Origin of the sequence: Ruegeria sp. HKCCA5463 (assembly GCF_013034175.1) — a bacterium.
Classification (GTDB): Bacteria; Pseudomonadota; Alphaproteobacteria; order Rhodobacterales; family Rhodobacteraceae; genus Ruegeria.
Window position 1 is genome coordinate 134,712 of the sequence record NZ_WQFL01000007.1, and the last position, 25,667, is coordinate 160,378.

Annotated in this window: 24 protein-coding genes and 2 tRNA genes; 10 read left to right on the top strand and 16 right to left on the bottom strand. The window is 58.6% G+C overall.

Annotated features, from left to right (window positions below):
* Positions 1–2 precede the first annotated feature (2 nt).
* Positions 3–1,310, top strand: a complete 1,308-nt coding sequence (gene xylA, locus GOW09_RS15470) for a xylose isomerase (protein ID WP_171119505.1) — start codon at positions 3–5, stop codon at positions 1,308–1,310.
* A 199-nt stretch (positions 1,311–1,509) separates the two neighbouring features.
* Positions 1,510–2,865 (top strand): MATE family efflux transporter, encoded by a 1,356-nt coding sequence (locus GOW09_RS15475; RefSeq protein WP_171119618.1) that lies wholly within the window; start codon positions 1,510–1,512, stop codon positions 2,863–2,865.
* 10 nt (positions 2,866–2,875) lie between these two features.
* On the opposite strand, the gene GOW09_RS15480 is transcribed toward GOW09_RS15475, so the two are convergent.
* The 8 genes from GOW09_RS15480 to GOW09_RS15515 form a co-directional block, all read right to left on the bottom strand.
* The gene (locus tag GOW09_RS15480) at positions 2,876–3,973 is read right to left on the bottom strand and encodes a M56 family metallopeptidase (RefSeq protein ID WP_171119506.1); all 1,098 of its coding nucleotides are present in this window, start codon (positions 3,971–3,973) and stop codon (positions 2,876–2,878) included.
* Entirely contained in the window at positions 3,960–4,355 is a 396-nt protein-coding gene (locus GOW09_RS15485; protein WP_170346648.1) for a BlaI/MecI/CopY family transcriptional regulator, read from the bottom strand. Before GOW09_RS15485 ends, GOW09_RS15480 begins: the two co-directional genes overlap by 14 nt.
* 65 nt (positions 4,356–4,420) lie before the next feature.
* A complete protein-coding gene (locus tag GOW09_RS15490; RefSeq protein WP_171119507.1) occupies positions 4,421–4,822 on the bottom strand; it encodes a DUF2160 domain-containing protein in 402 nt (133 codons plus the stop codon).
* Positions 4,823–4,830: 8 nt separating this feature from the next.
* On the bottom strand, positions 4,831–5,628 hold the full coding sequence (locus tag GOW09_RS15495) for a carbohydrate ABC transporter permease (protein ID WP_152457520.1): 798 nt from the start codon (positions 5,626–5,628) through the stop codon (positions 4,831–4,833).
* Positions 5,625–6,488 (bottom strand): carbohydrate ABC transporter permease, encoded by an 864-nt coding sequence (locus tag GOW09_RS15500; RefSeq protein WP_152457521.1) that lies wholly within the window; start codon positions 6,486–6,488, stop codon positions 5,625–5,627. Before GOW09_RS15500 ends, GOW09_RS15495 begins: the two co-directional genes overlap by 4 nt.
* Positions 6,485–7,561, bottom strand: coding sequence for an ABC transporter ATP-binding protein (locus tag GOW09_RS15505; protein WP_171119508.1), 1,077 nt, complete (start codon positions 7,559–7,561; stop codon positions 6,485–6,487). Before GOW09_RS15505 ends, GOW09_RS15500 begins: the two co-directional genes overlap by 4 nt.
* Before the next feature lies 1 nt (position 7,562).
* Positions 7,563–8,612 (bottom strand): ABC transporter ATP-binding protein, encoded by a 1,050-nt coding sequence (locus GOW09_RS15510; protein WP_171119509.1) that lies wholly within the window; start codon positions 8,610–8,612, stop codon positions 7,563–7,565.
* Between the two features lie 82 nt (positions 8,613–8,694).
* The gene (locus GOW09_RS15515; protein ID WP_152457524.1) at positions 8,695–10,434 is read right to left on the bottom strand and encodes an ABC transporter substrate-binding protein; all 1,740 of its coding nucleotides are present in this window, start codon (positions 10,432–10,434) and stop codon (positions 8,695–8,697) included.
* A 244-nt stretch (positions 10,435–10,678) separates the two neighbouring features.
* On the opposite strand from GOW09_RS15515, the gene GOW09_RS15520 reads away from it, so the two are divergent.
* Genes GOW09_RS15520 through GOW09_RS15550 form a run of 7 tightly spaced genes read left to right on the top strand, consistent with a single transcriptional unit; the run spans position 10,679 to position 18,065 of the window.
* Entirely contained in the window at positions 10,679–12,040 is a 1,362-nt protein-coding gene (locus GOW09_RS15520; RefSeq protein ID WP_171119510.1) for a V-type ATP synthase subunit B, read from the top strand.
* Positions 12,018–12,623, top strand: coding sequence for a V-type ATP synthase subunit D (locus tag GOW09_RS15525; RefSeq protein ID WP_171119511.1), 606 nt, complete (start codon positions 12,018–12,020; stop codon positions 12,621–12,623). The genes GOW09_RS15520 and GOW09_RS15525 overlap by 23 nt, the downstream gene beginning before the upstream one ends.
* The gene (locus GOW09_RS15530) at positions 12,620–14,416 is read left to right on the top strand and encodes a V-type ATP synthase subunit I (protein WP_171119512.1); all 1,797 of its coding nucleotides are present in this window, start codon (positions 12,620–12,622) and stop codon (positions 14,414–14,416) included. Before GOW09_RS15525 ends, GOW09_RS15530 begins: the two co-directional genes overlap by 4 nt.
* The gene (locus GOW09_RS15535) at positions 14,413–14,856 is read left to right on the top strand and encodes an ATP synthase subunit C (protein WP_152457528.1); all 444 of its coding nucleotides are present in this window, start codon (positions 14,413–14,415) and stop codon (positions 14,854–14,856) included. The genes GOW09_RS15530 and GOW09_RS15535 overlap by 4 nt, the downstream gene beginning before the upstream one ends.
* Entirely contained in the window at positions 14,856–15,533 is a 678-nt protein-coding gene (locus GOW09_RS15540) for a hypothetical protein (protein ID WP_171119513.1), read from the top strand. Before GOW09_RS15535 ends, GOW09_RS15540 begins: the two co-directional genes overlap by 1 nt.
* Position 15,534: 1 nt before the next feature.
* A complete protein-coding gene (locus GOW09_RS15545; RefSeq protein ID WP_171119514.1) occupies positions 15,535–16,227 on the top strand; it encodes a hypothetical protein in 693 nt (230 codons plus the stop codon).
* Positions 16,224–18,065, top strand: a complete 1,842-nt coding sequence (locus GOW09_RS15550) for a V-type ATP synthase subunit A (RefSeq protein ID WP_171119515.1) — start codon at positions 16,224–16,226, stop codon at positions 18,063–18,065. Before GOW09_RS15545 ends, GOW09_RS15550 begins: the two co-directional genes overlap by 4 nt.
* Positions 18,066–18,165: 100 nt before the next feature.
* Here the strand turns inward: GOW09_RS15550 and GOW09_RS15555 are convergent, their stop codons facing one another.
* From GOW09_RS15555 to GOW09_RS15585, 7 genes are all read right to left on the bottom strand, one after another.
* Positions 18,166–18,549 (bottom strand): hypothetical protein, encoded by a 384-nt coding sequence (locus tag GOW09_RS15555; RefSeq protein WP_171119516.1) that lies wholly within the window; start codon positions 18,547–18,549, stop codon positions 18,166–18,168.
* A gap of 555 nt (positions 18,550–19,104) precedes the next feature.
* Positions 19,105–19,179: transfer RNA gene (locus tag GOW09_RS15560), tRNA-Glu, on the bottom strand.
* A 24-nt stretch (positions 19,180–19,203) separates the two neighbouring features.
* Positions 19,204–19,278, bottom strand: a tRNA-Glu gene (locus GOW09_RS15565).
* Between the two features lie 98 nt (positions 19,279–19,376).
* Positions 19,377–21,119 (bottom strand): single-stranded-DNA-specific exonuclease RecJ, encoded by a 1,743-nt coding sequence (gene recJ / locus GOW09_RS15570; protein ID WP_171119517.1) that lies wholly within the window; start codon positions 21,117–21,119, stop codon positions 19,377–19,379.
* 93 nt (positions 21,120–21,212) lie between these two features.
* Positions 21,213–22,196, bottom strand: coding sequence for a class II fructose-bisphosphatase (gene glpX / locus GOW09_RS15575; RefSeq protein ID WP_171119518.1), 984 nt, complete (start codon positions 22,194–22,196; stop codon positions 21,213–21,215).
* 69 nt (positions 22,197–22,265) lie between these two features.
* On the bottom strand, positions 22,266–23,552 hold the full coding sequence (locus GOW09_RS15580; protein ID WP_171119519.1) for a homoserine dehydrogenase: 1,287 nt from the start codon (positions 23,550–23,552) through the stop codon (positions 22,266–22,268).
* A gap of 127 nt (positions 23,553–23,679) precedes the next feature.
* A complete protein-coding gene (locus tag GOW09_RS15585) occupies positions 23,680–23,928 on the bottom strand; it encodes a hypothetical protein (protein WP_171119520.1) in 249 nt (82 codons plus the stop codon).
* Between the two features lie 102 nt (positions 23,929–24,030).
* Here GOW09_RS15585 and GOW09_RS15590 point away from each other — a divergent pair, with 102 nt between their 5' ends.
* The gene (locus GOW09_RS15590) at positions 24,031–24,618 is read left to right on the top strand and encodes a TetR/AcrR family transcriptional regulator (RefSeq protein ID WP_171119521.1); all 588 of its coding nucleotides are present in this window, start codon (positions 24,031–24,033) and stop codon (positions 24,616–24,618) included.
* A 21-nt stretch (positions 24,619–24,639) separates the two neighbouring features.
* On the opposite strand, the gene GOW09_RS15595 is transcribed toward GOW09_RS15590, so the two are convergent.
* On the bottom strand, positions 24,640–25,551 hold the full coding sequence (locus GOW09_RS15595; RefSeq protein WP_171119522.1) for a pirin family protein: 912 nt from the start codon (positions 25,549–25,551) through the stop codon (positions 24,640–24,642).
* Positions 25,552–25,667: the final 116 nt, after the last annotated feature.

Genomic DNA, 25,667 nt, shown 5'->3' on the forward strand with positions numbered 1-25,667 from the left:
AAATGACGAGCGGTTTTTTTCAGGGAATTGAAGAAGTCCAATTTGAAGGCGAGGACAGCAAGAACCCGCTCGCATTCCGTCACTACAACCCGGACGAGATTATCTTGGGCAAGCGCATGGAGGATCACCTGCGTTTTGCCGTGGCGTGGTGGCATTCCTTCGCGTGGGAGGGCGGAGATCCGTTTGGCGGCCCCACTTTCGAGCGCCCCTGGCACCCACAGGATGACATGGGCCGCGCCAAGATGAAGGCCGATATCGCGTTCGAGATGTTCCAGATTCTGGGACAGCCCTATTTCTGCTGGCATGATGCCGATATCCGTCCAGAGCAGGGGAACTTCGCCGACAATCTGCGCACGTTGAACGAGATCACCGACTATATTGGTGAAAAGATGCAGGCATCCGGCACCAAGCTGTTGTGGGGTACGGCCAACATGTTCAGCCATCGCCGCTGGATGGGCGGTGCCAGCACCAACTCCGACCCCGACGTCTTTGCCTTTGCTGCCGCCACGGTGAAATCCTGCATGGATGCCACCCACAAGCTGGGCGGAGAAAACTATGTGCTGTGGGGTGGGCGCGAAGGGTACGAGACGCTGCTCAACACCGACATGAAAACCGAGCTGGATCATATGGGCCGGTTTCTGAACATGGTGGTCGAGTACAAGCACAAGATCGGGTTCAAAGGTGCGATCCTCGTCGAACCCAAACCGCAGGAGCCATCAAAGCACCAATATGATTTCGATGCCGCGACCTGCATTGGTTTCCTGCGCAAATATGGGCTTGAGAATGAGGTCAAACTGAACCTCGAACAGGGGCACGCGATCCTGGCGGGGCACAGTTTTGAACATGAGATTGCCGTAGCCGCGGCCGAGGGGATGCTGGGCTCCATCGACATGAACCGAAACGATTATCAATCGGGTTGGGATACGGATCAGTTCCCCAACAACACCCCCGAGGTTGCGCTGGCCTATTACCACATCCTGAAGGCGGGTGGGTTTACCACTGGCGGCACCAATTTCGACGCCAAGCTGCGCAGGCAGTCGATCGATGCCGAAGATCTGATCGCCGCGCATGTGGGCGGTATGGATATCTGTGCCCGGGGCCTGAAAGCAGCGGCAGCGATGATCGAAGATGGTGGATTGGAACAGGCGCTGGCTGATCGGTACGCGGGCTGGAATACGCCCGAGGCGCAGGCAATGCTGACCTCTGGTCTTGATGAGATTGCAGCGCGGGTGCTGGCCGAGGGTCTCAATCCAGATCCGCGCTCGGGGCGTCAGGAAATCCTCGAGAACTACGTGAACCGTTTTGTCTGATCCCCGTGGGTTCTAGCCGGTCCTGAAAATAACTTGTGTAAAATGCCCCGGAAACGCGTGAGTTTGCTTCAGCGTTGGCCGGGGCTTTCCTTTGCTGGGCGCAACGGCATCAAAGGCCCGTCGGGGTCGAACAAGTGGGGCGAGCAGGGTTTTGGCGGATCAATCGGCAAGCAAAGCGGTGTTTCTGAGCGGCAGTCTGATGCTGCATGTGACACGCATGTCATTGACCACCAGCATTGGCCTGATGGCCATTTTTGCCGTCGACTTTGTCGATATGATCTTCATCTCGATGTTGGGCAACGATGCGCTTGCGGCGGCGGTGGGCTATGCCGGTACGCTGCTGTTTTTCACCAACGCGATTAATATCGGATTGTCGATTTCCGCCGGGGCGCTGGTTGCGCGCGAACTCGGGGCCGGGCGGGCTGAACAGGCAAGACACTACGCGTCCAGCGTGGCCGTTATTGGTCTGATTGCCGGGCTGACGACCTCGGGACTGGTCTTGTTTAACCTCAGCTACCTGCTGTCCTTGCTTGGTGCGGAAGGAGAGGTTCTGAGGCTGGCGACGCGTTATGTGTCGATCATCCTTCCCACCATGTGCGTGATGTCGATTGCGATGGCGGCAATGGCGGTGCTGCGCGCCCACGGCGATGCGCGACGGTCGATGATGGCAACGATTTATGGCGGTGTGGTGAATGCTGTTCTGGATCCGATCTTGATCTTTGCTGTCGGGTTGGGGCTGGATGGGGCCGCAATCGCCTCGGTCCTGGCGCGGCTGTGCATGTTGGGGGCGGCATTGTGGCCCGCGCTGCGGGTGCATCGGGGATTTGCACGCCCTTCACTGAAGCAAGTGGGACAGGATTTGCGCCCCGTGCGGGCAATAGCAATTCCTGCTGTTCTGACGAATGTCGCCACGCCGATCGGGAATGCCATCGTGGTGCGGGAAATCGCGCAATATGGAACGGACGCGGTTGCGGGCATGGCGGTGATCGGGCGCCTTTTGCCGGTGGCGTTTTCGGTTATCTTCGCTCTGTCCGGCGCGATAGGGCCAATCATCGGGCAGAATTTCGGGGCCGAAAAGTTCGATCGCGTGCGTGCTGCCTTTCTGGCAGGGATCAAGTTCACGGCCCTTTATGTCGTTTGCATGTCGGCCATTTTGTTTTTGCTGCGCGCACCGATTGCGGATCTGTTTGCTGCCGAGGGCGAAACCCGCAGTCTGATCTATCTGTTCTGCGGCCCGTTGGCTTTGGCTTCGTTCTTCAATGGCGTGATCTTCGTGACAAATGCCAGCTTCAACAATCTGGGGCATCCGGTCTATTCCACATGGATAAACTGGGGTCGTCACACTATCGGCACTTGGGTTTTCGCGACGATTGGTTCACAGATCGCCGGCGCATCCGGCGTTCTGCTTGGGCAGGCGTTTGGAGGCGTCATCTTTGCAGTCATAGGCTGGGTTATGGTCGCGCGGGTCGTGGCGCGGTTGGAGCGCTCGCAAGCGCTCGAGCCTTTTTCAGATCAGGGTCGGCTTCATTCGCTGTTCGGGCGTCGCGGCTGGTGATCAGGTCGGATCAGTTCCCCTGATTGCGCGCTTCCAGCCGTTCCAGATTGACCACGGTTGACAGCATCAGGCGGTCATGGCTCCAATCTTGCGTTTGCTGGATCGACGCAGACCCCAACGCAAGAAGGGTGGCGAAGGTCAATGCCATCCCCAGGAACAGAGCGGGCAGGGTAGGCACCGCCGGCTGTGCATCGGTCAATGCAAGCACGCGCTGACGCAGCACGCGCTTGGCCTTGCCGCCCGTCACAAACGCAACATTCAGAACGCGAGGATTGTTTGCCGAGATCGTACGCGCGCAATAATCCAGCAGGCAAGCCGTGTATTCGCGCGCATCGATCCGTTTGCGGGCCACCACGGACTGGTCACATGCCAGTTCACGCAAGCGGCCGAACTGATATTTGAGCATCAAATAGGCTGGGTTCCAGAACAACAGCGGGCGCAGCATTTCAAAGCCCAGTTCCCATTCCACGTCACCCGCGCGAACATGCTGAAGCTCGTGCGCCAACGCAAAGCGCAGTTCGTGCGGGGTATCCAGCAGGTGGCTTGGCAGAACGACATGGCGACGGCGCAATCCGCGCACGGCGAACGGAACGGTGATGCGATCCGAAAGACGGATGTCAACCTTGGCCGACTGCCGCCAAAGAAAGCTGGATTTGACTGTCTGACGGATCATCGCCGCGTCCCGCAGAGCACGGGCCGCAAACACGGCGGCGACCAAAACAAGCAGCGTCACAAGGGCAGTGATCACCGGCTGTTGCCCCGACAACGCAAGATCCACCCACCGTTCACGGGTGTTCAGCAAGGCCTCGAACTGGGTGGCGGGCATGGCGATATCGCCGCGCAGATAGGCGGCAACGGCGATGTCGCCAAGCGCCATGGCGCTGCCCGGCCATGCATAAGAGGCGAATGATGACACGCCGAACGCAAGAAACGGGCTGATCAGTACGCACACGCACAGCGCCTTGAGCGCACGCAACTGCGCGACATAGCTGTGGCGCAGGGCTGTTCGGGTCAGGGCTGCGCGGGCCGCCAGCCAGATGACGGCTGACAAGGCCAGCACGATGTTGAGTTCGATAAATGTGTCGAGAACCGGTCTAACCGCTGTCATTTTGCAGTCTCCTTTCTACCAGTGCTCGAATTTCCTCCAGGTCGGCTTCGCTCAGCCCCGCATCATCGACAAGCCGGGCCACCAGTGTGGCGGGTGTGTCGTCAAACAGAGTGCGGGACAGGTTTTGCAGAGACCGGGCCTGATACCTGTCCTTTTCCAGAAGCGGCGTATAGATCAGGGTCTTTCCTGTCTTGCGGCTTTCCACAAAACCTTTCTCGTCTAGGATACGCAGGATCGTGGCACCGGATGTATAGGCCAGATTGCGTTCCGAAGGCAGGCGGTCCAGGACATCTCGCACCGAGCCTTGCCCGAGGGCCCAGAGCTCGTTCATGAACTCCAGTTCAACCTCGGTCAGCAGATTTGTTGTCTTTTTCTTTCGCATCGATCTCGGTGTTGTCATGTTTAGTATGCCTGCCAGACAAGCATCCTTTCGCGATTTCTCAAAGTCTAAACTTTCCAGAACACAAAAACGCCCCAGCCGATAGACAGGAAAAGAGGTGTCCATACCGGCTGCCCGACAATGCCCAGCCATGCGAGGAAGATATAGGCGGACCCCAGAAGGGTGATGAAAAGCCGATCGCCCAATGTGGTTGTCAGCCCCAGTACACCGCGCCGTTCTATGCCATCGCGATACTTGAAGCCCTCAAGAACGCCAATCAGCGCGATGGCCGAAAAGATGCCGACAAATACGGCAAGTGTCGCCGGGGTCCAGGCCATCCAGAAATCGGGCCAGAGTGGCGCAGTCCAGGAAAAACCTTTTTCCTCTTGCTGGCCGACACTGCCCCATCCGGCCTGCTGGGCAAAGGTCGTGGAAGGCAGGAAAAGAAGGGTGAGAAGAAGTTTACGCATATCGAACCTCACACACGTCCCATCGCGAAACCACGCGCGATGTAGTTGCGGACAAACCAGATGACGATGGCGCCGGGGATGATGGTCAGGGTGCCGGCGGCGGCCAGCAGGCCCAATTCATAGCCCGCGCTGGATGCGGTGCGGGTCATCACGGCGGCGATGGGTTTGGCCTCGACCGCGGTCAGGGTCTTGGCCAGCAGCATTTCCACCCACGAGAACATGAAGCAGAAGAAAGCCGCCACGCCGACGCCCGCTTTGATATTGGGCAGGAAGATCGTCACGAAGAAACGCGGGAAGGAATAGCCGTCGACATAGGCGGTTTCATCCAGCTCTTTTGGAATGCCGCGCATGAAGCCTTCCAAAATCCAAACTGCCAGCGGCACGTTGAACAATGTATGCGCCAGTGCCACAGCCAGATGCGTGTCGAACAGGCCGATCGAAGAATACAGCTGAAAGAACGGCAAGGCGAAGACCGCTGCCGGGGCCATCCGGTTGGTCAGCAGCCAGAAGAACAGCTGCTTGTCGCCCAAAAACCGATAGCGAGAGAACGCATAGGCAGCGGGCAAGGCGACGCTGACCGACAGCACCGTGTTCAACGTCACATAGGTGATCGAGTTGATATAGCCCCAATACCACGTCGGGTCCGTGAAGATGGTGATGTAATTCTCCAGCGTAAAAGTCTGGGGGAACAGGGAAAAACCCGACAGGATCTCGTTCGTTGTCTTGAAGGACATCGCCACCAGCCAATAGATCGGCAGCATCAGGAACGCGATATAGAGGATCGGGATGAGAGACCGCTTCTTCATTGCGCGTCATCCTTTGTCATGAGGGTGTAGAAGAGCCACGAAACCAGCAGCGTGATGGCGAAATAGATCAGGCTCATCGCAGCCGCAGGGCCAAGGTCGAACTGCCCCAGCGCGATTTTCACAAGGTCGATCGACAGCAGGGTGGTCGAGTTGCCGGGCCCACCGCCGGTCAGCACGAACGGCTCGGTATAGATGTTGAAACTGTCCATGAACCGCAGCAGGACCGCGATCGTCAGAACCGTCTTCATCTTGGGCAGCTGGATGTAGCGGAACACCGACCATGGGCTTGCGCCGTCGATCTTGGCCGCCTGATAGTAGGCGTCCGGGATCGACACGAGGCCTGCATAGCACAGCAACACGACCAGCGACGTCCAGTGCCAGACATCCATAACGATGACGGTGATCCAGGCCGAAAGCGGCTGTTGCGTCATGTCATAGTTGATGCCCAGAACGTCATTCAGGAAATATCCCAACAGACCGATTTTGGGCAGGGTGAAGATGTTCCACATGGACCCAACGACGTTCCACGGGATCAGCATCGGCAGGGCCATCAGCACCAGGCAGACAGGCACCCAGAAACCTTTGCGCGGCATCGACAGGGCCACGATGATGCCAAGAGGCACTTCGATGATCAGGATCAGGAAAGTAAACAGGAACTGTCGTCCAAGTGCGGCCTGAAACCGGTCCGACCGCAGGATCTGTTCGAACCAACCCAGGCCTTCCCAGAAAAACTGGTTGTTGCCAAAGGTTTCCTGCACCGAATAGTTGACTACCGTCATCATCGGCACCAGCGCGTTGAACGCGACCAGTGCCAGCACGGGCAGGACAAAGAACCACGCTTTTTGATTTTCTGTTCTCATTGGGCCCGCTCCTCGGTTGCGATCCAGCCGTCGCGGTAGACGCGGGATTGTTCGGGTTTGAATTGCAGGAAAACCTGTGATCCGGGTTCGGGCACGCTGTGTTCGGTCACGGCCTTGAGGGCGGTATTGCCGACCATCGCGCTGACCACAAAGTGGCGACCGATGTCGGAAACCTTGGTCACATGCGCCGGGATGCCGGTCTCGCCCAAGCCGACATATTCCGGGCGAATGCCCAGATCGGTACGGCCGCCATCACCGTGAATGGGACCTTCCAGCATGATTTCGTGCCCTTCGAACAGGGCGCGGTCGCCGCGCGCCTCGCAAGGCAGCACGTTCATACCGGGCGAGCCGATGAAATGGCCCACGAACGTGTGCTGCGGGCGCTCGAATAATTCGACCGGGGTGCCGATCTGCACCACTTCGCCCTCTTGCATCACCACGACCTCGTCCGCGAAGGTCAGGGCCTCGGTCTGGTCGTGGGTGACGTAGATCATCGTCGCCTTGACGCGCTGGTGCAGTTCTTTCAGCTTGGACCGCAGCTTCCATTTCAGATGCGGGTCAATCACGGTCAGAGGTTCATCGAACATCACCGCGTTTACGTCGTCGCGGACCAGGCCGCGACCCATCGAGATTTTCTGCTTGTTGTCCGGGCTGAGGCCGCTGGCACGGGTGTTCAGCATGTCGGTGACATCCAGCATCTCGGCGATCGCATCGACGCGGCGCTTGATCGTCGCCGGATCGACGCCGCGGTTCTTCAACGGAAAGGCCAGGTTTTCGCCCACGGTCATCGTGTCGTAAATCACCGGAAACTGGAACACCTGTGCGATGTTGCGCTGATCAGGGGGCAGAGCGGTCACGTCACGGTCGTCGAACAGGATCTGCCCTTCGGACGGGGTCAGCAGGCCCGAGATGATGTTCAGCAGCGTGGACTTGCCGCAGCCCGACGGGCCCAGCAGGGCATAGGCCCCGCCATCACGCCAGGTCACGTCGATTTCCTTCAGCGCATAATCCTCGGGGCCTTTTGGCGACGGCATGTAGCTGTGGCGGAGGTTCGAAAGTTTGATCTGTGCCATGTCAGGCCACCCTTTTGCCGTCTTGGCCGAAATACCGGCAATGGACCGGGTTCATGAAGAATGTGTGGTCCTCGCCCACCTGATAGGGATGGACTCCGGCGGCCAGCGACACCCAGGCGTCCTCGCCATGCTGGAAATGCGCGCTGGAATCCGAACCCGAAAGCTCGGTCACGATCACGCGGCCGGTCAGTTCCACGTCCGCGTCAGACGTACGGAACGGCGTCACACGATGCGGCCGCACCGCGACCATGTAATCTCCGTCGGCCATGTCGGTGACGGCCCAGCCACCTCCACCGGCCAGTTGCGCCTGGGCAGCGGAAACGGTGATGCGTGCGACATTGATCGGGGGGTCTGAAAAGACCCGCGCGGCGGCGATGTTCTCGGGGTTGCGATAGATGTCAGCGGTTGGCCCGAACTGGGTCACGCGGCCATCTTCCATCAGGGCGGTGTAGCCGCCCAGCAGCAGCGCCTCTTCAGGCTCGGACGTGGCATAGACCACCACGGCCCCGCGACCTGCGAACAGGTCGGGCAGCTGCTCGCGCAGTTCTTCACGCAGTTTGTAGTCGAGGTTGGCCAGCGGTTCGTCAAGGAACACGGCGCGGCTTTCTTTGGCAATGGCACGCGCCAGCGCGGTACGTTGTTGTTGCCCCCCCGACAGTTCGTGCGGGCGGCGGTGCAGCATCGGGCGCAGTTGCAGCAGGTCGGCGGCCTCTTCTACGCGGCCTTCGATCTCGGATTGCGCCATGCCTGCCACGCGCAGGGGCGAGGCGATGTTGTCGAATACGGTCATATGCGGGTAGTTCACGAAGAACTGGTGCACGAGGCTGATTTTTCGCTTCTGCGTATTCAGCCGCGTGACGTCCTGCCCATCCATCAGGACCTTGCCCGAGGCGATCGGGTCCAGCCCGGCCATTATCTTGATCAGAGAGGTCTTGCCCGAGCCCGTCGCGCCCAGCAGCACGTTGAAGTGGCCTGTCTGAAGGGTCAGGTTTGTGGGCTTGATATGGATGACGTTGCCGACCCTTTTAGTCGCGTCTTGAAGTTCGATCATGTCCGTGGGTTCCGGTCCTTCAGTGCAATGCACTGGTCTTGAGGTGGGGGTGCCTGACGCGGCACCCCCGGGTTTCAACGGCTTACTTTGACTGCCAGCGCTGAACCAGTTCGTCATAGTTGACGGTCTGGCCCTGCGGCTTTTCGTTCTCAAGCTTGGCCTTGGGCGAGCCCGGCTTTTCCAGCCAGAAAGATGGGTCCTGCGGCTCGTTCAGGCGCGGACCACAGCCGCCGTAGACACCGGCGCTTTCATCAGCGGCCTGCATCCGGGCCATAGTGATGTCCATCTCTTCGGCCAGACGATCCATCGCCTCTTGTGGGGTGAAGGCGCCCGAGTTCACGTCACCGATCTGCTGCCACCAGATCTGGGCCAGCTTCGGATAGTCCGGCACGTTGATGCCGGTCGGCGACCATGCCACGCGGTCAGGTGAGCGGTAGAACTCGACCAGACCACCCAGCTTGGGCGCGCGTTCGGTGAACGACTCGTGGTTGACCGAGCTGTCGCGGATGAAGGTCAGACCCACATGGGACTTCTTCACGTCGACAGTTTTGGAGGTCACGAACTGGGCATAAAGCCAGGCTGCCTGGGCACGATCCGAGGGGGTCGATTTGAGGAACGTCCAGGAGCCCACGTCTTGGTAGCCAACCTTCTGGCCTTCTTCCCAATAGGGGCCGTGCGGGCTGGGCGCCATCCGCCACAGCGGCGTGCCTTCGTCATCCACGGTGTTGTTGCCTTCGGACTTCGGCTTGACCATGTCGGCGGTGAAGGCCGTGTACCAGAAGATCTGCTGGGCCACGTTGCCCTGGCTAAGTGCCGGCAGTGACTGGTAGAAGTCATAAGACGCGGCACCCGGAGGCGCATAGGCCCGCAGCCATTCGTCCCATTTCCGGATCGCATAGACCGCGGCCGGACCGTTTGCAGCACCACCGCGCGACACCGAAGCGCCAACAGGGTTACAGGTGCCCGCTTCCATGCGGATGCCCCATTCGTCGACAGGCACACCGTTCGGTTCGCCCTTGTCGCCGGCACCGGCCATCGACAGCCAGGCATCGGTCATGCGCCATCCGAGGTCGGGCGCGCGCTTGCCGTAATCCATGTGGCCGTAGATCGTGGTACCATCGACTTCTTTCACATCATTGGTGAAGAACTCGGCGATATCTTCATACGCGGACCAGTTGACCGGAACGCCCAGATCATAGCCGTACTTTTCTTTGAACGCGGCTTTGTTCGCCTCATCATCAAACCAGTCCTTGCGGAACCAGTAAAGGTTCGCAAACTGCTGATCGGGCAGCTGATACAGCTTGCCGTCCGGTCCGGTGGTGAACTGAATGCCCATGAAGTCATCCAGATCCAGCGTCGGCGAAGTCGTCGCGGCCCAGTCACCGCCCATCATGTCCGTCAGCGGATAGGCCAGCTGCAAACGCGAATGGGTGCCGATCAGGTCACTGTCGTTGACATAGCCGTCATACAGGTTCCGACCCGTTTGCATTTGGGTTTGAACGGCCTGAACCACCTCACCTTCACCCAGAATCTGGTGGTTGACCTTGATGCCGGTGATTTCCTCGAACGCCTTGGTCAGCACCTCGGATTCGTAGGAATGTGTCGGGATACCTTCGGACAGGACGTTGATTTCCATACCTGCGTAAGGCTGTGCAGCTTCGATGAACCACTGCATCTCGGCCATCTGTTCGTCTTTCGACAAGGTCGATGGCTGGAATTCGTCGTCGATCCAACGTTGTGCTGCGGCTTCGTCGGCCCAAGCAGGACCGTGCCCCGCAATGACGGCAGCCGCCGCCACTGCGGAAAGTAGATGTCTCCGCATCTGTCTCCTCCCAAAAATTATGGTTCTCCGGCGGAAACCGGATGACGGACAGCATCAGCGATTTCTTGCGTATGTGTCAAACTAAAAATTTAGTAATTGACGTTCAGGCATCCCGGAAGAGGTGGCGCTGAACTCGTTTGCCAATTTGTGAATTCGTTGTAAGCTAGGATTGTCATTGCAAAAATTACCGCTGAGACGTGCGGCGCGAATTACGAAAAACGACTTGGAACAGTGAGGATAGGCAATGTCCCGAAGTCTGTTGAAGTACACGCGTGTTCTGGAAATCGTCGGGGACACAATCAAGGTTCGGGTTCCGATCCAGAACAAAGGAGAGCCGGCTGTCCGGTTCAACGACCTCGCCGTGATCGAGACGGTGGATGGCCGAAAAACACTGGCCCAGACGATCTTCATCGACCGGGATGTCGTCACGTTGCAGGTGTTTTCCGGCACCAAGGGCATATCGACCGAAGCAACGGCAACCTTTCTCGGTCACCCGATGCAGACACCTTATTCGGCCAACATTCTGGGCCGCGTTTTTGATGGTGCCGGTGTGGCCATTGATGGAGGCCCCGACCTGTCTGCGGAACCGCATATCGATATTGGCGGACCCACTGTCAATCCGGCGGAACGCGCGGTTCCAAACAGAATGATCCGCACGGATGTGCCGATGATCGACGTGTTCAACACATTGGTCGAGAGCCAGAAAATTCCGATCTTCTCGGTTTCAGGCGAGCCATTCAACGCTTTCCTCAGCCGAATCGGTATTCAGGCCGATGCAGATATCGTGATCTTTGGCGGGCTGGGGCTGATTTTTGACGACTACCACACGTTTCGCACCTCGTTCGAAGATGCGGGTGTGTTTTCGCGTACCGTCATGTTCGTCAATCAGGCGATGGATCCTTTGGTGGAACGTCTTCTGGTGCCGGACATGGCATTGGCAGTGGCCGAGAAGTTTGCTGTGGAAGAGGGCAAACGCGTGCTGGTCCTGCTGACGGACATGACCGCCTATGCTGACGCGATGAAAGAGGTTGGCATCAGTCAGGAGAGGGTGCCATCTCAGCGCGGCTATATGGGGGACCTGTATTCGCAGCTTGCGCGCCGATACGAAAAAGCCTGTGACTATGCCAAAGGCGGGTCGGTCACGGTTCTGACCGTCACGACCATGCCCGGAAACGACGTGACCCACCCGGTGCCTGACAACACCGGCTATATCACTGAAGGGCAGTTCTATCTGCATTCCGGCGTGATCGATCCGTTCGGCAGCCTGTCGCGCCTCAAGCAGAACGTGATCGGCAAGACCACCCGCGAAGATCATGGGCAGATCATGAACACGATGATCCGTTTCTATTCTGAAAGCCGCGATGCCGCGCAAAAACAGGCGATGGCCTTCGACCTGTCAGACTATGATCACCAATTGCTGAAATTCGGCGGCCTGTTCCGCTCGCGGTTCATGGACATCAATGTTTCGATCCCGCTGGAAGAGGCGCTGGATCTGGGTTGGAAGACACTTGCAGAGTGCTTTGCGCCGGAACAGTTGCTGATGAAGCAGGCATTGATCGACAAGTATTTCCCGAAGGATGCCAATGGCGCGGTTGCAGCTGAATAAATCGTCGCTTGCGCGCGAGCAGACACAGCTGAAAAGCTACGAGCGGTTCCTGCCGTCGCTGGACCTGAAGCGACAACAGTTGATGGCTGAACGGGTCCGGGCCCGGGAAGAGGTCGACCGCCTCGAGCAAAAGGTGCAGGCGCTGGTGCGGCAGGTTGGTGAAAAGCTGCCGATGCTGGCCCAGCAGGGTGTCGCTCTGGATGGGCTGGTCACGCTCAAGGACTACAAGGTCAAAGAGGTCAATGTGGTGGGGGTCAAACTGCCTGACCTTGATCGGATCGAAGTGGCGGTGCGCCCATATTCCGTTTTGGCCAAGCCCCATTGGGTCGATGCCGCTGCGCTTTTGCTGCACGACGTCATCGAAGCGCGGGTGCGGGTGAAGATTGCCGAAGAACGCGTTCGCATCTTCGACAAGGCGGTGGCCACCATCACCCAGCGGGTCAACTTGTTCGAAAAGGTTCTGATCCCGCGCGCCAAGGCCAACATCAAGAAGATCCGCATCTACCTGAGCGACGAACAGATGCAGGCCGTCGTGCGGTCGAAGATCTCGAAACGCAAACACGCGCAGGAGGCTTTGACATGAGCGTTGCGCGACTGAAAAAGATGTCTCTGATCGGGCCTGCTGCCCGAAAGGCGGAATCGCTTGAGGCGCTTCAGGCCCTAGGCTGCATGCATGTTTTGCCGCTTGTTCCCACACCGAAAGAGCCGGAAAAGATCAGTGAGCGCGGTGCAAGAGAGGCGTATAAGGCATTGCGTTTCCTTGCAGAAGTGCCTGACCCGCGTCGCCAGGTCCAGCGTGCGTCTGATTTCGACATGGATCGTTTCGTGCGCGAGGTGACCGACCTCATGCAGCGCGTTCGGGATACAATGGACCGGCGTGACTTTCTGGCGCATCGCATCGCCCAGGTGCGACCTTGGGGGGATTTGGATTTTCCGCCGACCGATGCGCTGGCTGGCAACAGGCTGTGGTTCTATCAGCTGCCGCTGAAGCACCGGGATGCATTGTCCGAGGTCAGATTCCCCTGGGCGATATTGGAGGAAGACCACCGGTACCTGTATGCCGTTCTGATTTCACCTGACGAACCCGATGATGGTGTTCTTCCTGTTCCGCGAACCCATGTCGGTTCGCTGCCGGTACACGAGCTTGTGGCCCAGTTGGAAGAGGCCGAGATCGCCCTCGAGGCGTTGGAAGCCGAACGCGTGGCGCTGACGCGCTATCTGACATTGATGCGCCGGAACCTGTCCGTCGCCGAAAGTGCCGCCGAGCTTGCCCATGCAACGCAGAAAGTGCGCGACGAAGAGGCAGTGTTTGCTTTGCAGGGGTGGGTTCCCGTGGATCAGGTGGATGCTGTTCTTGCCATGGCAAACGCCAAGGGTTCAGCCGTCCTGATTGAAGATCCGGGGTCGGGCGACGCGCCTCCGACCTTGCTGGAGCAGCCCGAGAACCGCAGGGCCGCTGTCGATCTGGCGCTGTTCTATCAGGTGCCCGGATATCAGGACTGGGACCCCAGCGTCATCGTCTCGGCGTCCTTCGCAATCTTCTTTGCCATGATCGTGGCGGATGCCGGGTACGGCGCCGTCATCCTGCTGGCGGTGCTGGCCTTTTGGAGACGGATGGACCGCACCGCTGGTCAAAGATCCTGGCGTCTGTTCGGCCTGATCATCTCGGCTGTTACGATATTTTACGGGGTCATGGTGGGCAGCTATTTTGGGGTATCACCGGCTGCGGGCTCGATTTGGGCAAGGCTCAAGGTGCTGGATTTGAACGATTTCGGCGCGATGATGATGGTCTCGATCGTCGTTGGCGTTATACACCTTGTCCTGGCCAACGCACTTGCGGCTCGCGCAGCGTGGGGGCAACGCATGGCGGTTGCCAATTTGGGCTGGATTGCGGCCCTGATCGGCGGGTTTGCCCTTTGGCTCGGCTACATGAACGGCAAGTCGCCGGTGCCGGGCGCAGCTATCCTGAGCGCCGGCATCGTGCCGATTGTCCTGTTTTCCAGCGAGCGGGTCATCCAGCGGCCGATGGACTGGATCTGGCGTTTGCTCGAAGGGTTTCAAAGCCTTGCCGGGGCGATGGGCGCGTTTGGGGATGTTCTCAGCTACATGCGTCTTTTCGCGTTGGGCCTTGCTTCGGCCTCGCTGGCGATCACGTTCAATGATCTGGCGGTGTCGGTCATGCAGGCCCTTAGGGGGCCGGGCATTCTGTTTGGGCTGCTGATATTGATCATAGGTCATGTTTTGAACTTCGCGCTCGCGATGATGAGCGGCGTCGTGCACGGCTTGCGTCTCAATTACATCGAATTCTTTAAATGGGGTCTGCCGGATGAAGGCATCATCTTTCGTCCATTTGCCCGCAAGGAGGTTCAGGAATGAATGAGCTTGTTCTTACACTGGGTTGGCTGGGTATTTATGCGCCAATGGCGTTGGGGGCTGCAGCCAGCGCTATTGGGTGTTCGATCGCCGGTATGGCCAGTATCGGGGCCATGACGGAAACCGAGGGCGGCTATGGCCGTTTCGTGGGTGTATCCGCGTTTCCCTCAACGATGGTCATCTATGGGATCGTCATCATGTTTACCCTGAACCGCGACGTGACACCTGAAAACGCGGGCGGTCTGTTCGGGATCGGCATCCTGTCGGGTATCGCGCTGATGTATTGCGGCATCTGGCAGGGTCGGGCCTGTGCGGCTGCGATCAATGCGACCAAGGAAAAGCCCGAGATTTTTGGCCTTGCTCTGGCCCCTGCCGCAATCATCGAAGGGTTTGGTGTTTTTGCCTTCGTGTTTGCGTTGGTCATCAGTGCGGGGATCAGCTGATGGCACAAGACAGAACGATTGCGCATGGGGTTGACGCGCTGATCGACAAATTGCGCAACGATGGGGTTGCCGCTGGTCAGGCCGAAGCCGAGAAGTTGCGCGCAGAAGCAAAAACCGAAGCCGCGCGCATCGTGGCAGAGGCAAAGCGCGAAGCCGAGGAGTTGAAAAAGAAAGCCCGCACGGAGACAGACAATTACAGGGCTGCCGGCGAAGAAGCATTGAACACCGCGATGCGGGATGCCGTGCTGACCATGAAGGCGGGTCTGACGGATCGCTTCAAGGCAGATGTCGAACGCCTTGTAACCAAAGAGATGTCCGATCCCGAGCTTCTGAGGCAGATGATCCTCGAGGTGGTAGGCCGGGCCGGGGAAGGTGCAAATTTGAATGGCAGGGTTTCCGTCGTTCTTCCTGCCCGGGTCGCCACGCAGGAAGACATCAAGCAAAACGCCGATGACATTCAATCCGGCAAGCTGACAAAATATGTTCTTGGGCTGACTGCGAAGATGCTGCGCGAGAATGTCGAGTTGCACGCAGCCGATGACGTGCAGGAAGGCATCCGCGTTCGCGCAGAAGATCAGGGTGTTGTTCTGGACCTTACGGATAAGGCGGTGGCATCGCTGTTGATGGAGCATTTGCAGCCCCGGTTCCGTGCCGTTCTGGAAGGGGTCATCCGCTGAGATGTCAAAGCAGGACGCCTATATCGCGTTGATGTGCAGCCTTCCGGGTTCGGAACGGTTGTTCGTTGCCAAGCAGCCGCCCCTGTCACGTATCAGGCTGGACCGTCGATTGACGGCTTTGACACCTGAGGACAGCAAAGTTCTGAAGATCCTCGAGCACACGTTGAGCTGGAGCGCCTACGACATGGATGTCTCCGACGCTCAGGCGATCCAGCGCTGCAAACAAGCGATGGAGGACATCCCTCAGCCCACCTTGCGCAAACTCTTCATGGAACGCATGGAACTGCGCTCGGTGGTTGCGGCATTGCGATTGAGAAAACGCGGAGAACCAGCGCCTTCAGGCCCATTCGGAGTCGGACGATGGAGCCGCCACATCCCCGCCAATTGGGGTGATCCCAGCTTTCGGTTGGAACGGCTCATGCCCTGGATCAAAGAGGCAACCCAATTGCTGGAAAACGAAGATCCGCTGGGTCTGGAACGTCTGCTTTTGTCGATAAGCCACAAGCAGCTCAAGCGGCACGCGGCTCGTCACATGTTCGATTTCGAGGCGGTCGCCATCTACGTTCTGATCTGGAACATCTTCGACCGCTGGGCGCAAAGCAGCGCTGCGGAAGCCGCCAAGAGATTTGAGAAACTGGCACAACAGGCCATGGCCGACTTCGCTGATGTCGATTTTGAGGGAGCAAGCGCATGACAGCCCCAATCTCAGCCAAACACTCATCGACCGCACGTGTCGTCCTGGTTCAGGAAGGGCTTGTGCGGATACAAGCCAATTCGGACACGACCGGCCACCCCGGTCAACTGGTCAAAAACGAAGTGGTTTACATATTGCCTTCGCGTTCCGGCCCCGGTGGGCGTCAGGAAAGGCTCAAAGGCGAAGTGCTGCGCGTACGTGGGGATATGGCGGACGTTCAGGTCTATGAAAGCACTGATGGGGTGGCGGTTGACGACCCGGTGGAGCAATCAGGTCAGCTTTTGTCGGTAGAGCTTGGTCCGGGGCTGCTGGGGCAGGTGTTTGACGGGTTGCAATCGCCTTTGCCCAAGGTGGCCGCCGAATTTGGAACCTTCTTGCCGCGCGGCGCAGATGTCGCGCCCTTGGATGAACATGCGAAATGGTCCTTTACGCCGTCGGTGAAGGTGGGCGATACGGTCACTGCCGGGGACAGCATCGGAACGGTGCCCGAAGGCCATTTCAGCCACAAGATCATGCTGCCGTTCAACTGGACCGGTGCGTACAAGGTGGTCTGGGTGCAAAAAGGCGCGGCCACGATCCATGACATCGTGGCCCGACTGGAAGACGAAGACGGTGGCGAGCATACGCTAACGCTTTCGCAGAAATGGCCGGTTCGGCGACCATTGCCGGAAAACATCCTGAAGCGCGCACTGTCCGAGCGGTTGTATCCCACGGAACCGGTTCTGACGTCGCAACGGCTGATCGACACGTTCTTTCCGATTGCACGCGGCGGCACCGCCTGTATTCCCGGGCCGTTCGGTGCGGGCAAGACCGTGCTGCAAAACCTGATCGCACGGAATGCGAAGGTTGATATCGTGATCGTCGTGGCCTGCGGCGAACGTGCAGGTGAGGTGGTCGAGACCATCGAGGAATTTCCGAAGATGACCGATCCAACCACCGGTGGCAGCCTGATGGATCGGACGATCATCATCTGCAACACGTCCTCCATGCCGGTTGCCGCGCGCGAGGCGTCGATCTTCACCGGGATCACGTTGGGGGAATACTACCGCCAGATGGGCAATGATGTCTTGTTGATCGCCGACAGCACCAGCCGGTGGGCGCAAGCCATGCGCGAGACCTCTGGCAAGCTCGAAGAGATCCCGGGCGAAGAGGGGTTCCCGGCCTATCTGGAAAGCTCGATCAAGGGTTTGTACGAACGCGCCGGGGCGCTGAAAACGAATGACGGCGATCTTGGCAGCCTGACGCTGATCGGAACGGTTTCGCCTGCTGGCGGCAATTTTGACGAGCCGGTAACCCAGTCAACCTTGTCGACGGTCAAGTGTTTCCTCGGGTTGTCATCCGAACGCGCCTACAAGCGGTTTTATCCAGCGGTCGATCCAATGCTCAGCTGGTCTCGGTATACCGACCAATTGTCCGACTGGTATGACAGGAACGCCGAGCAGGGTTGGACAGCCAAAGTGCGCACCCTGTTGGCCCTGATCGAAAAAGGCGAACAGGTCGATCAGATGATGCAGGTCACTGGGGAAGAGGGCGTCACAATTGACGACTTTGTAACCCAACAGAAAGCCTTGTTCGTCGATATGGTCTACTTGCAACAGGACGCATTTGACACAGTCGATGCGACAGTGCCGCTTGAACGGCAGATAAAGACGTTCAAGCTTGTGTACGATGTGACGCAATCCAAAGCGGTCTTCTCGGACAAAGCCGAAGTGAGGCAGGTGTTCACGCAGCTGACCGGGCTGATGAAAAACTTTCACTACGCGGCAGAAAACACACCCGAATACAAATCCACCTGGCAAAAGATCGAAAACCTGTGCCGAGAAAAGTTCGGAGTGTGATCAGGTGAAATGATAGCCCGAAGGGGGTAGCGTAGTTTTTTAGTAGTTCCCAAGGCTGACCAATTGCAAAATGCTCTGCTTGCAGCTTTTTTGTGAGAGCCTAACCCTTACCGCTTCCCAGACTTAAACGAAATGCGTGGGACAACGCGGTTGATGTCCTTAGTAAGTTTTGTGATCCAACTTGAGTTTGGTTTCGCACGGGAGAAACCAGATGCTGTACTGCTGACGCGTTCGATTTAGTCGTTTTAACCTGAGAACTATTGTTGGCGGTGAACGAGACATACTTGAGGTTTCGAGAAACAAACGCTTCATGCAGTTGGATAGCTTCTCTCAAGATTAAGTCTGCGTCTTCTAGAGCGGCTTCTATAGCGCGATCTCCGAACCTCTCTGAAACATAACGCAGTTCTTTGGCCTTGTTGATGAAATAATGCTCAATTTCCATTTGGCCTGAAGCATGAAGTTTCCATGCGCCGTGGGCAGCCATGTTTCGGTTTGGCAATCCTGAATGAATACGCTCAGCTAACAGAAGTAGTCGTATCCCTAACGGAGCGTAGCACTTAACGGCCGATTGCCTGAGTCTGGCAACTATGTTTCTGGTGTTTAGCTTTAGGCGAACAAATTCCTCAATTTGAGCGCGGGACGAAGGGTCAATTCCATCGACCATCTGAACAATTCGCCACGTGCACAACTCGATGTGAGCACAAGTTTGAAGGTAAACCCCCTGCTTCAACAATACCTCAGAGGGAACAAGCTGCTCGACAAAGTATCTCATTATTTTTTAACTGACTAATTTAGCTCTTCAGTAGATAACACTTCGTGAGAGCAGAAAGCGAAACTGCCTTAGATCAAAAAGAACCCCCGGTGGGGCCTGAGAAGCTTACACTGAGGGTTCCCTGCGTGTATACGGATCTCTTAGGACCAGATGCACGGCTGACAAGCAGGACGGTATTTCCTCTAGGCTGCACCATCAAGGCATAATCAATCCGAAATCGCGCGCAGGGAGACTTTTCCGGTAGCTTGTTGATGTTGAATAAGAAAATGGTAGCCCGTAGGGGAATCGAACCCCTCTTTCCAGGTTGAAAACCTGGCGTCCTAACCGATAGACGAACGGGCCACTTGGTAGTGACGCAAGCACAAATGGTAGCCCGTAGGGGAATCGAACCCCTCTTTCCAGGTTGAAAACCTGGCGTCCTAACCGATAGACGAACGGGCCACGCTGGCTTGTGGAGGGCCTTTTACGGTTTCACCGTGACCCCCGCAAGCCGAAAAACGCAGGGATGAGAAAGTTTTTTACGCCTTCCGAGCGAGACGTCAATTTGCCTCTGCCGCGTCCTCGAGCCTGAGCTGCACGGATTGCCGCCCGCCCCAGTTGTTCACCTCAAGCCGGCCTGCAAAATGAAAGCGTGCGCCACCATGATTTGATAGTCTCTCGCCCATCGGACTGTCAAAGGCACCAAAGGCAATCGCATCCAGCCCTCCACCCATGCCATCGGACAATGACAACTTCAGGTGCGTTTCCCCGACACGTTTGGCAAAACGCACCTGAAGATCCGGAAGCGCGTATCGCGGGGCAGGGGCTCCGGCGCCAAACGGTCCGGCCTGTTCGATCTGTTCGACAAGGTCCACTGTCGCGGCACCCGGCATAAGGGCGCCTTCCAGCTTCATATCGGCAGGGCCGCCCTGACCTGCGCCTTGTTTTGCCAGCAACTCGCTGAGGCGTTCCATCGCAGGTTCCAGTTTGTCGCGCATGACGGTAAGTCCAGCGGCCATCTTGTGCCCGCCACCCTTGACCAGCAACCCTTCGGCCGCGAGCCGCTGGATCGACGCCCCCAGATCCACGCCCGAGACCGAACGCCCCGAGCCTTTGCCCTCATCACCGTCAAAGCCGATCACGACGGCCGGACGGTTGGCGGTTTCCTTCAAACGAGACGCCACGATGCCCACCACACCCGGATGCCAGCCTTCACCGGCGGCCCAGACCAGCGGTGCGTCGAGTCCGCGACCCTCGGCCTGCTCCATCGCGGCGGCGCGCACGGCGTTTTCAATGTCCCGGCGTTCTGTGTTCAGCGCGTCCAGACGTTCGGACAGGGCCTGTGCCTCGTGCAGGGAATCCGTGCTCAGCAGGCGGGCGCCCAGATCGGCCTGCCCGATGCGACCACCCGCGTTCACGCGGGGGCCAAGCAGAAAACCCAGGTGATAGCTGTTGGGCGCCGTATCCATGCGCGAGACATCGGACAGCGCGACAAGTCCGGGGCGCTGCCTTTGGGCCATCACTTTCAGGCCTTGTCGAACCAGGGCGCGATTGGCGCCGATCAATGGCGCTACGTCAGCCACGGTTGCCAGGGCCACCAGGTCCAGCATCGATATCAGGTCAGGCCCCTTTGCGCCTGCCGCGCGCAGCTGGCGCCCTGCTTCGACCAGCATCAGAAACACGACACCCGCCGCGCAGAAATAGCCTAGATCACCGCTTTCATCCTGCCGGTTGGGATTCACGACTGCGACGCAATCCGGCAGGGTTTCGCCGCCGAGGTGGTGATCCAGAACAATCACGTCGGCCCCCGTGGCTGCGGCAATCGGTTCATGGCTGAGCGTGCCGCAATCGACGCAAATGATCAGGTCGTGGCTGGTTGCCAGTTCCCGCATTGCCGGAACATTCGGACCATATCCCTCATCAATCCGATCCGGCACATAAAGCGTCGCCTGCAACCCCATCTGCCGAAGCCAAACCAGCAGCAGAGCGGCAGAGCAGCCGCCGTCAACATCGTAATCCGCGAACACCGCGATTTTCTGGCGATGGCGTACGGCGTCCAGAAAACGCGCCGCCGCCGTTTCCATGTCCTTCATGTCGCGGGGATCTGGCAGCAGCTCCTTTAGCTTGGGGTCCAGAAAGCCGCGCGCCTCCATGACCGGCACGCCACGACGGGCCAGAACCTGACATACCGCACGCGGCAGGTCGGTCTGTTGAGTCATCATCTCGGCAGCCCGCTCCAGCTCGGCTTCCGGGCCAACCCAGCGCCGCCCGGTCAGTGATTGTTCTACGCCAAGAAAACCCATTGCCTGCCCCTTGTGAACCAAGGCCGGATCCTTTCGGACCCGGCCTTTTCATCTTTTCCCAAATACTCCCGCCGGAGGCAACGGCGCAAGCCGTTAGGCGTTATCGTGCGGCCAGGTGGGGGTGCGATACGACATGCGGCGTACGGACCCGGTCTTTGAACGCATCAGCAGCGTCGTGGTTTCCACCCAACCCGGCTCGCGCTTGATGCGCGGCAACAGAGAACCGCCGGTTACACCCGTTGCGGCAAAGATCACATCTGCGGTCACCATCTCATCGCGCGAATAGACCCGGTCCAGATCGGTGATACCCGCCTTGGCAGCACGGCCCCGCTCGTCATCGTTGCGGAACAACAGGCGACCAAAGATCTGACCGCCCATGCATTTCAGCGCAGCGGCAGCCAAAACCCCCTCGGGGGCGCCACCCTGGCCCATATACATGTCGATGCCGGTCACTTCGCTTTCTGCGCAATGCATGACACCTGCCACGTCACCATCGGTGATCAGGCGGATCGATGCTCCGGTTTCGCGCACTTCGGCGATCATCGCCTCGTGACGGGGACGTTCCAGAATACAGACGGTGATGTCCGCAGGCTTGCAGTTCTTGGCTTTTGCCAAGGATTCCACCCGTTCACGTGGAGACATGTCCAGATTGACGACGCCCTCGGGCAGGCCCGGACCAACAGCAAGCTTGTCCATGTAAACGTCGGGCGCATGCAGCATCGAGCCGCGCGGGCCCATGGCAATCACGGTCAGCGCGTTGGGCATGTCCTTTGCGGTCAGCGTTGTGCCTTCCAGCGGATCCAGCGCGATGTCCACGCCGGGGCCGTTTCCGGTGCCGACTTCTTCGCCAATATAAAGCATCGGAGCTTCGTCGCGTTCACCTTCACCGATCACCACGACGCCAGCAATGTCCAGCATGTTCAGCTGTTCTCGCATCGCATTCACGGCGGCCTGGTCGGCGGCTTTCTCGTCACCACGCCCCACCAGCGAAGCCGAGGCCAGCGCAGCCTGTTCCGCCACCCTTGCCAGCCCCAGAGACAGCAGGCGGTCGTTGAAATCGGTTTTGGCAGCACTCATTGTCATGTATCCTCTGGTCATTTAAGCCGTTTCTATCGGCATAGCTTGCGTTTCATGCAGGCCGCAAGTTCAAACCTCTTCAATCCGCAATGCGACGGGGGCACCGGCAACCACATCCGTTTCCCGGAACCGGTCCAGCGCAACGTCCAGCGCGGCGCGGGTGGTTTTGTGGGTAACGATCAGCACAGGCGCCGTGCTTTCTGCATGGGCATACTGGCGCATCCTGTCTATCGAAACGCCGGCATCGCCCAGAATGGCTGCAACCTTGGCCAGTGCGCCCGGTTTATCCAGCAGACCCAGCCGCAGATAATAAGGCGCAGGCAGGCCCGTGACGGCCGGGGCCGCGGCCTCAAGCGAATTGGCCGGTCGGCCAAAGGTCGGGATTTGCAGCCCACGTGCCAGATCGCACACGTCGCCCATCACGGCGCTGGCCGTCGGGCCTTCACCCGCACCGGGGCCACGCAGAACAACCTGTTCAACCGCGTCGCCTTCGATCACCACCATGTTGGTGCCGCCTTCCAATTGCCCCAAGGGCGAGTCGCTGGGCACAAGGCAAGGCTGCATGCGTTGTTCCAGCCCGCGCGCGGTGCGCTGTGCCACGCCCAGCAGTTTGATGCGAAAGCCCATATCCTCGGCCTGGTCGATATCGTCGAGGCTGATTTGCTGAATGCCTTCGATCTCAATCCCGTCGAAATTTGGCTTGGTGCCAAAAGCGATCGAGGCCAGCAAAGCCAGTTTGTGCGCGGCGTCGATGCCACCGACATCCAGATTGGGGTCAGCCTCAAGATACCCAAGTTCGGCGCATTCGTCGAAAAGGGCGTTATAGCCCTGACGCTGCGATTGCATCCGGGTCAGAATGTAGTTGCAGGTGCCGTTCATCACGCCCATCACGCGCGTGATCTCGTTTCCGGCCAGCCCCTCGGTCAGGGACTTGATTACGGGGATACCGCCCGCGACTGCGGCCTCAAACCGGATGACGCGGCCAGCAGCTTCGGCCTGTTCGGCCAGTTCCTGCCCGTGAATGGCCAGCAAAGCCTTGTTGGCGGTCACGACGTCTTTGCCGCTGGCCAGCGCGGCTTCGACCGAGGCCTTGGCCGGACCGTTTTCGCCGCCCATCAGTTCGACATAGACATCGATATCGTCACGTTTCGCCAGCGCAACCGGGTCGGTTTCCCAGGCATAATCCGACAGGTTCACACCGCGGTCCTTGTTCGTATCCCGCGCCGATACGGCCACGATTTCAATCGACCGGCCCGTGCGCGCCTTCAGCAAATCTGCGTGGCGGCGAACAATCTTGACGACACCCACGCCGACAGTTCCCAAGCCCGCAATTCCCAGCCGCAGTGCCTGTGTCATGTCGTGGGTTCCTTTCCGCTCGAAACTTGTCTGAATTCGGACGCCTGCCCGATCAGCGCTGCCTTATCGGGTTCAGGCCAAGGGTGCAATCCGTCACCGGGGGATTGTCGAGGTCAAATGTCACGCTTTAGTTGGTTTGCGCGTTTTGCAGCGCCTGGGCCTTTTTCGCAAGCGCCTCGCTGCGCTGCGTCAGGTCTTCCTCCACCTCTGCGGCCTGGCTTACGGGATCAATCGAAGGCCCCAACGTTTCCTGCACCGGAACAAGGCGCGGGTAGGGGGCCGATTTGACCGAGGCCGGTTCACTGCCTTCAAGTTCGGGAAAGTCTGAACACCCGGCAAACACAAGAATAAGAGGCAGAACAGGCAGCAGTTTCATGTGGCACGCTTTTCGGTTTCGTTCGTCCTTTCGTGATGCACCTTTTACCGGCGCCGATCAAGCGGGGTTCTATATGAACATTTGTTCAGATACTGTGGGTGCATGGCACGTACTCAAGGCTCCCACTCTGACATCACAGGCCCGCGCATCCGAAAGGCGGCCCTGAACCTGTTTGCCCGCCACGGCTATGCCGCGGTTTCGATGCGGCAGATCGCGAAAGAGGTCGGCGTTCAGGCGGGGGCGCTATACAATTACACACCGGACAAGCAGAGTTTGCTGTATCGGTTGATGCGAGAGCATATGCAGGATCTGCTTTCGGCGCTCAACGCGCTGGAGCGCTGCGATGACTGCCGGCAAGCGTTGCGCCGATTCGTCGGTTTTCACATTCGTTTCCACCTGCAACGCCCAGACGAGGTGTTCATCGCCTATATGGAACTGCGCAACCTCTCGCCCGAAAACTTCGCTGAAATCGAAGACCTTCGGCGCCAATACGAAAACGCGCTGGAGGACATTCTTCACTCTGGCCAGCAGGCTGGTCAGTTTGCGATACCGGACACCAAGATCGCGACGCTGGCGGTGATTGCCATGTTGAACGGAGTGATGACCTGGTACAGGTCCGGAGGGCGGCTGTCACTGGACGAGGTCGAACGGATTTATTGGAACATGGTGCATAAGGCGGTGACGGCCTGACAGGGCCAGACCGTCACTGTGTCAGTGCGCAGGGCGAATGAAGGTCCCGTTTCGCAGTTCGCGAAACGCTTGTTCCAATTCGGCCCGCGTGTTCATCACAATGGGCCCGTGCCATGCGACGGGCTCATTGATCGGAGCCCCCGAGATCAACAGAAACCGAACGCCTTCGGGGCCAGCCTGAACGGTGATTTCGTCCCCCGTCCCGAAACGGACAAGCGTGCGGTCACCCGACATATCCCGGATATTCACCTCTTGCCCGGCGACCTCTTTTTCCAACAGCACACCGGACGGGCGTGACGCATCTGCAAAAGCTGCCTGACCTTGAAAGACATAGGCGAAGGCTCGGCGATAAGTGTCGATGCGAAAGGTCTTCTTCACACCCGCCGGAACCGAGATGTCCAGATATTGTGGATCTGCCGCAATGCCGTCCACGGGGCCGGTTTTGCCCCAGAACTCTCCGACAATCACACGAACGGTGGTGCCGTCGTCATCAGTGACTTCGGGGATATCCTTGCTTTGAACATCCTGATAGCGCGGGGCAGTCATCTTCTGATCCGAAGGCAGGTTACCCCACAGCTGAAACCCATGCATCTGCCCCGAGGTGTTTCCCTGCGGCATTTCCTGATGCAGGATGCCGGACCCCGCCGTCATCCACTGCACGTCGCCCGCGACCAAAGTGCCGGTGTTGCCCAGCGAATCCGAATGCTCGACCGATCCGGCCAGAACATAGGTGATCGTCTCGATTCCGCGATGCGGATGCCAGGGAAAACCAGCCTTATAGTCCTGCGGGCGTTCGTTCCTGAAGTCGTCGAACAGCAGGAAAGGATCAAGTTCGGACGGGTCCTGAAACCCGAATGCGCGGTGAAGTTTCACGCCAGCCCCTTCCATCGTCGGGGTGGCCCTGCGTGTTTCCAGTGTTGGTCTAAGGGACATATTCGCCTCCGGTTCGTTTGATCAGCATGTAACCCCTGCGTGATTGCGGTCAATCAGCGTTAATTAACCGGAGCTGTGCAAATTTGCTAAGCAACCAAAGCCCTGTTGTTTCCCCT

Bases quoted from the DNA above. Each gene is read 5' to 3' on its own strand.
- xylA (WP_171119505.1), top strand. From the start codon at position 3: ATGACGAGCGGTTTTTTTCAGGGAATTGAAGAAGTCCAATTTGAAGGC.
- GOW09_RS15475 (WP_171119618.1), top strand. From the start codon at position 1,510: ATGCTGCATGTGACACGCATGTCATTGACCACCAGCATTGGCCTGATG.
- GOW09_RS15480 (WP_171119506.1), bottom strand. From the start codon at position 3,973: ATGACAGCGGTTAGACCGGTTCTCGACACATTTATCGAACTCAACATC.
- GOW09_RS15485 (WP_170346648.1), bottom strand. From the start codon at position 4,355: ATGCGAAAGAAAAAGACAACAAATCTGCTGACCGAGGTTGAACTGGAG.
- GOW09_RS15490 (WP_171119507.1), bottom strand. From the start codon at position 4,822: ATGCGTAAACTTCTTCTCACCCTTCTTTTCCTGCCTTCCACGACCTTT.
- GOW09_RS15495 (WP_152457520.1), bottom strand. From the start codon at position 5,628: ATGAAGAAGCGGTCTCTCATCCCGATCCTCTATATCGCGTTCCTGATG.
- GOW09_RS15500 (WP_152457521.1), bottom strand. From the start codon at position 6,488: ATGAGAACAGAAAATCAAAAAGCGTGGTTCTTTGTCCTGCCCGTGCTG.
- GOW09_RS15505 (WP_171119508.1), bottom strand. From the start codon at position 7,561: ATGGCACAGATCAAACTTTCGAACCTCCGCCACAGCTACATGCCGTCG.
- GOW09_RS15510 (WP_171119509.1), bottom strand. From the start codon at position 8,612: ATGATCGAACTTCAAGACGCGACTAAAAGGGTCGGCAACGTCATCCAT.
- GOW09_RS15515 (WP_152457524.1), bottom strand. From the start codon at position 10,434: ATGCGGAGACATCTACTTTCCGCAGTGGCGGCGGCTGCCGTCATTGCG.
- GOW09_RS15520 (WP_171119510.1), top strand. From the start codon at position 10,679: ATGTCCCGAAGTCTGTTGAAGTACACGCGTGTTCTGGAAATCGTCGGG.
- GOW09_RS15525 (WP_171119511.1), top strand. From the start codon at position 12,018: ATGGCGCGGTTGCAGCTGAATAAATCGTCGCTTGCGCGCGAGCAGACA.
- GOW09_RS15530 (WP_171119512.1), top strand. From the start codon at position 12,620: ATGAGCGTTGCGCGACTGAAAAAGATGTCTCTGATCGGGCCTGCTGCC.
- GOW09_RS15535 (WP_152457528.1), top strand. From the start codon at position 14,413: ATGAATGAGCTTGTTCTTACACTGGGTTGGCTGGGTATTTATGCGCCA.
- GOW09_RS15540 (WP_171119513.1), top strand. From the start codon at position 14,856: ATGGCACAAGACAGAACGATTGCGCATGGGGTTGACGCGCTGATCGAC.
- GOW09_RS15545 (WP_171119514.1), top strand. From the start codon at position 15,535: ATGTCAAAGCAGGACGCCTATATCGCGTTGATGTGCAGCCTTCCGGGT.
- GOW09_RS15550 (WP_171119515.1), top strand. From the start codon at position 16,224: ATGACAGCCCCAATCTCAGCCAAACACTCATCGACCGCACGTGTCGTC.
- GOW09_RS15555 (WP_171119516.1), bottom strand. From the start codon at position 18,549: ATGGCTGCCCACGGCGCATGGAAACTTCATGCTTCAGGCCAAATGGAA.
- recJ (WP_171119517.1), bottom strand. From the start codon at position 21,119: ATGGGTTTTCTTGGCGTAGAACAATCACTGACCGGGCGGCGCTGGGTT.
- glpX (WP_171119518.1), bottom strand. From the start codon at position 22,196: ATGAGTGCTGCCAAAACCGATTTCAACGACCGCCTGCTGTCTCTGGGG.
- GOW09_RS15580 (WP_171119519.1), bottom strand. From the start codon at position 23,552: ATGACACAGGCACTGCGGCTGGGAATTGCGGGCTTGGGAACTGTCGGC.
- GOW09_RS15585 (WP_171119520.1), bottom strand. From the start codon at position 23,928: ATGAAACTGCTGCCTGTTCTGCCTCTTATTCTTGTGTTTGCCGGGTGT.
- GOW09_RS15590 (WP_171119521.1), top strand. From the start codon at position 24,031: ATGGCACGTACTCAAGGCTCCCACTCTGACATCACAGGCCCGCGCATC.
- GOW09_RS15595 (WP_171119522.1), bottom strand. From the start codon at position 25,551: ATGTCCCTTAGACCAACACTGGAAACACGCAGGGCCACCCCGACGATG.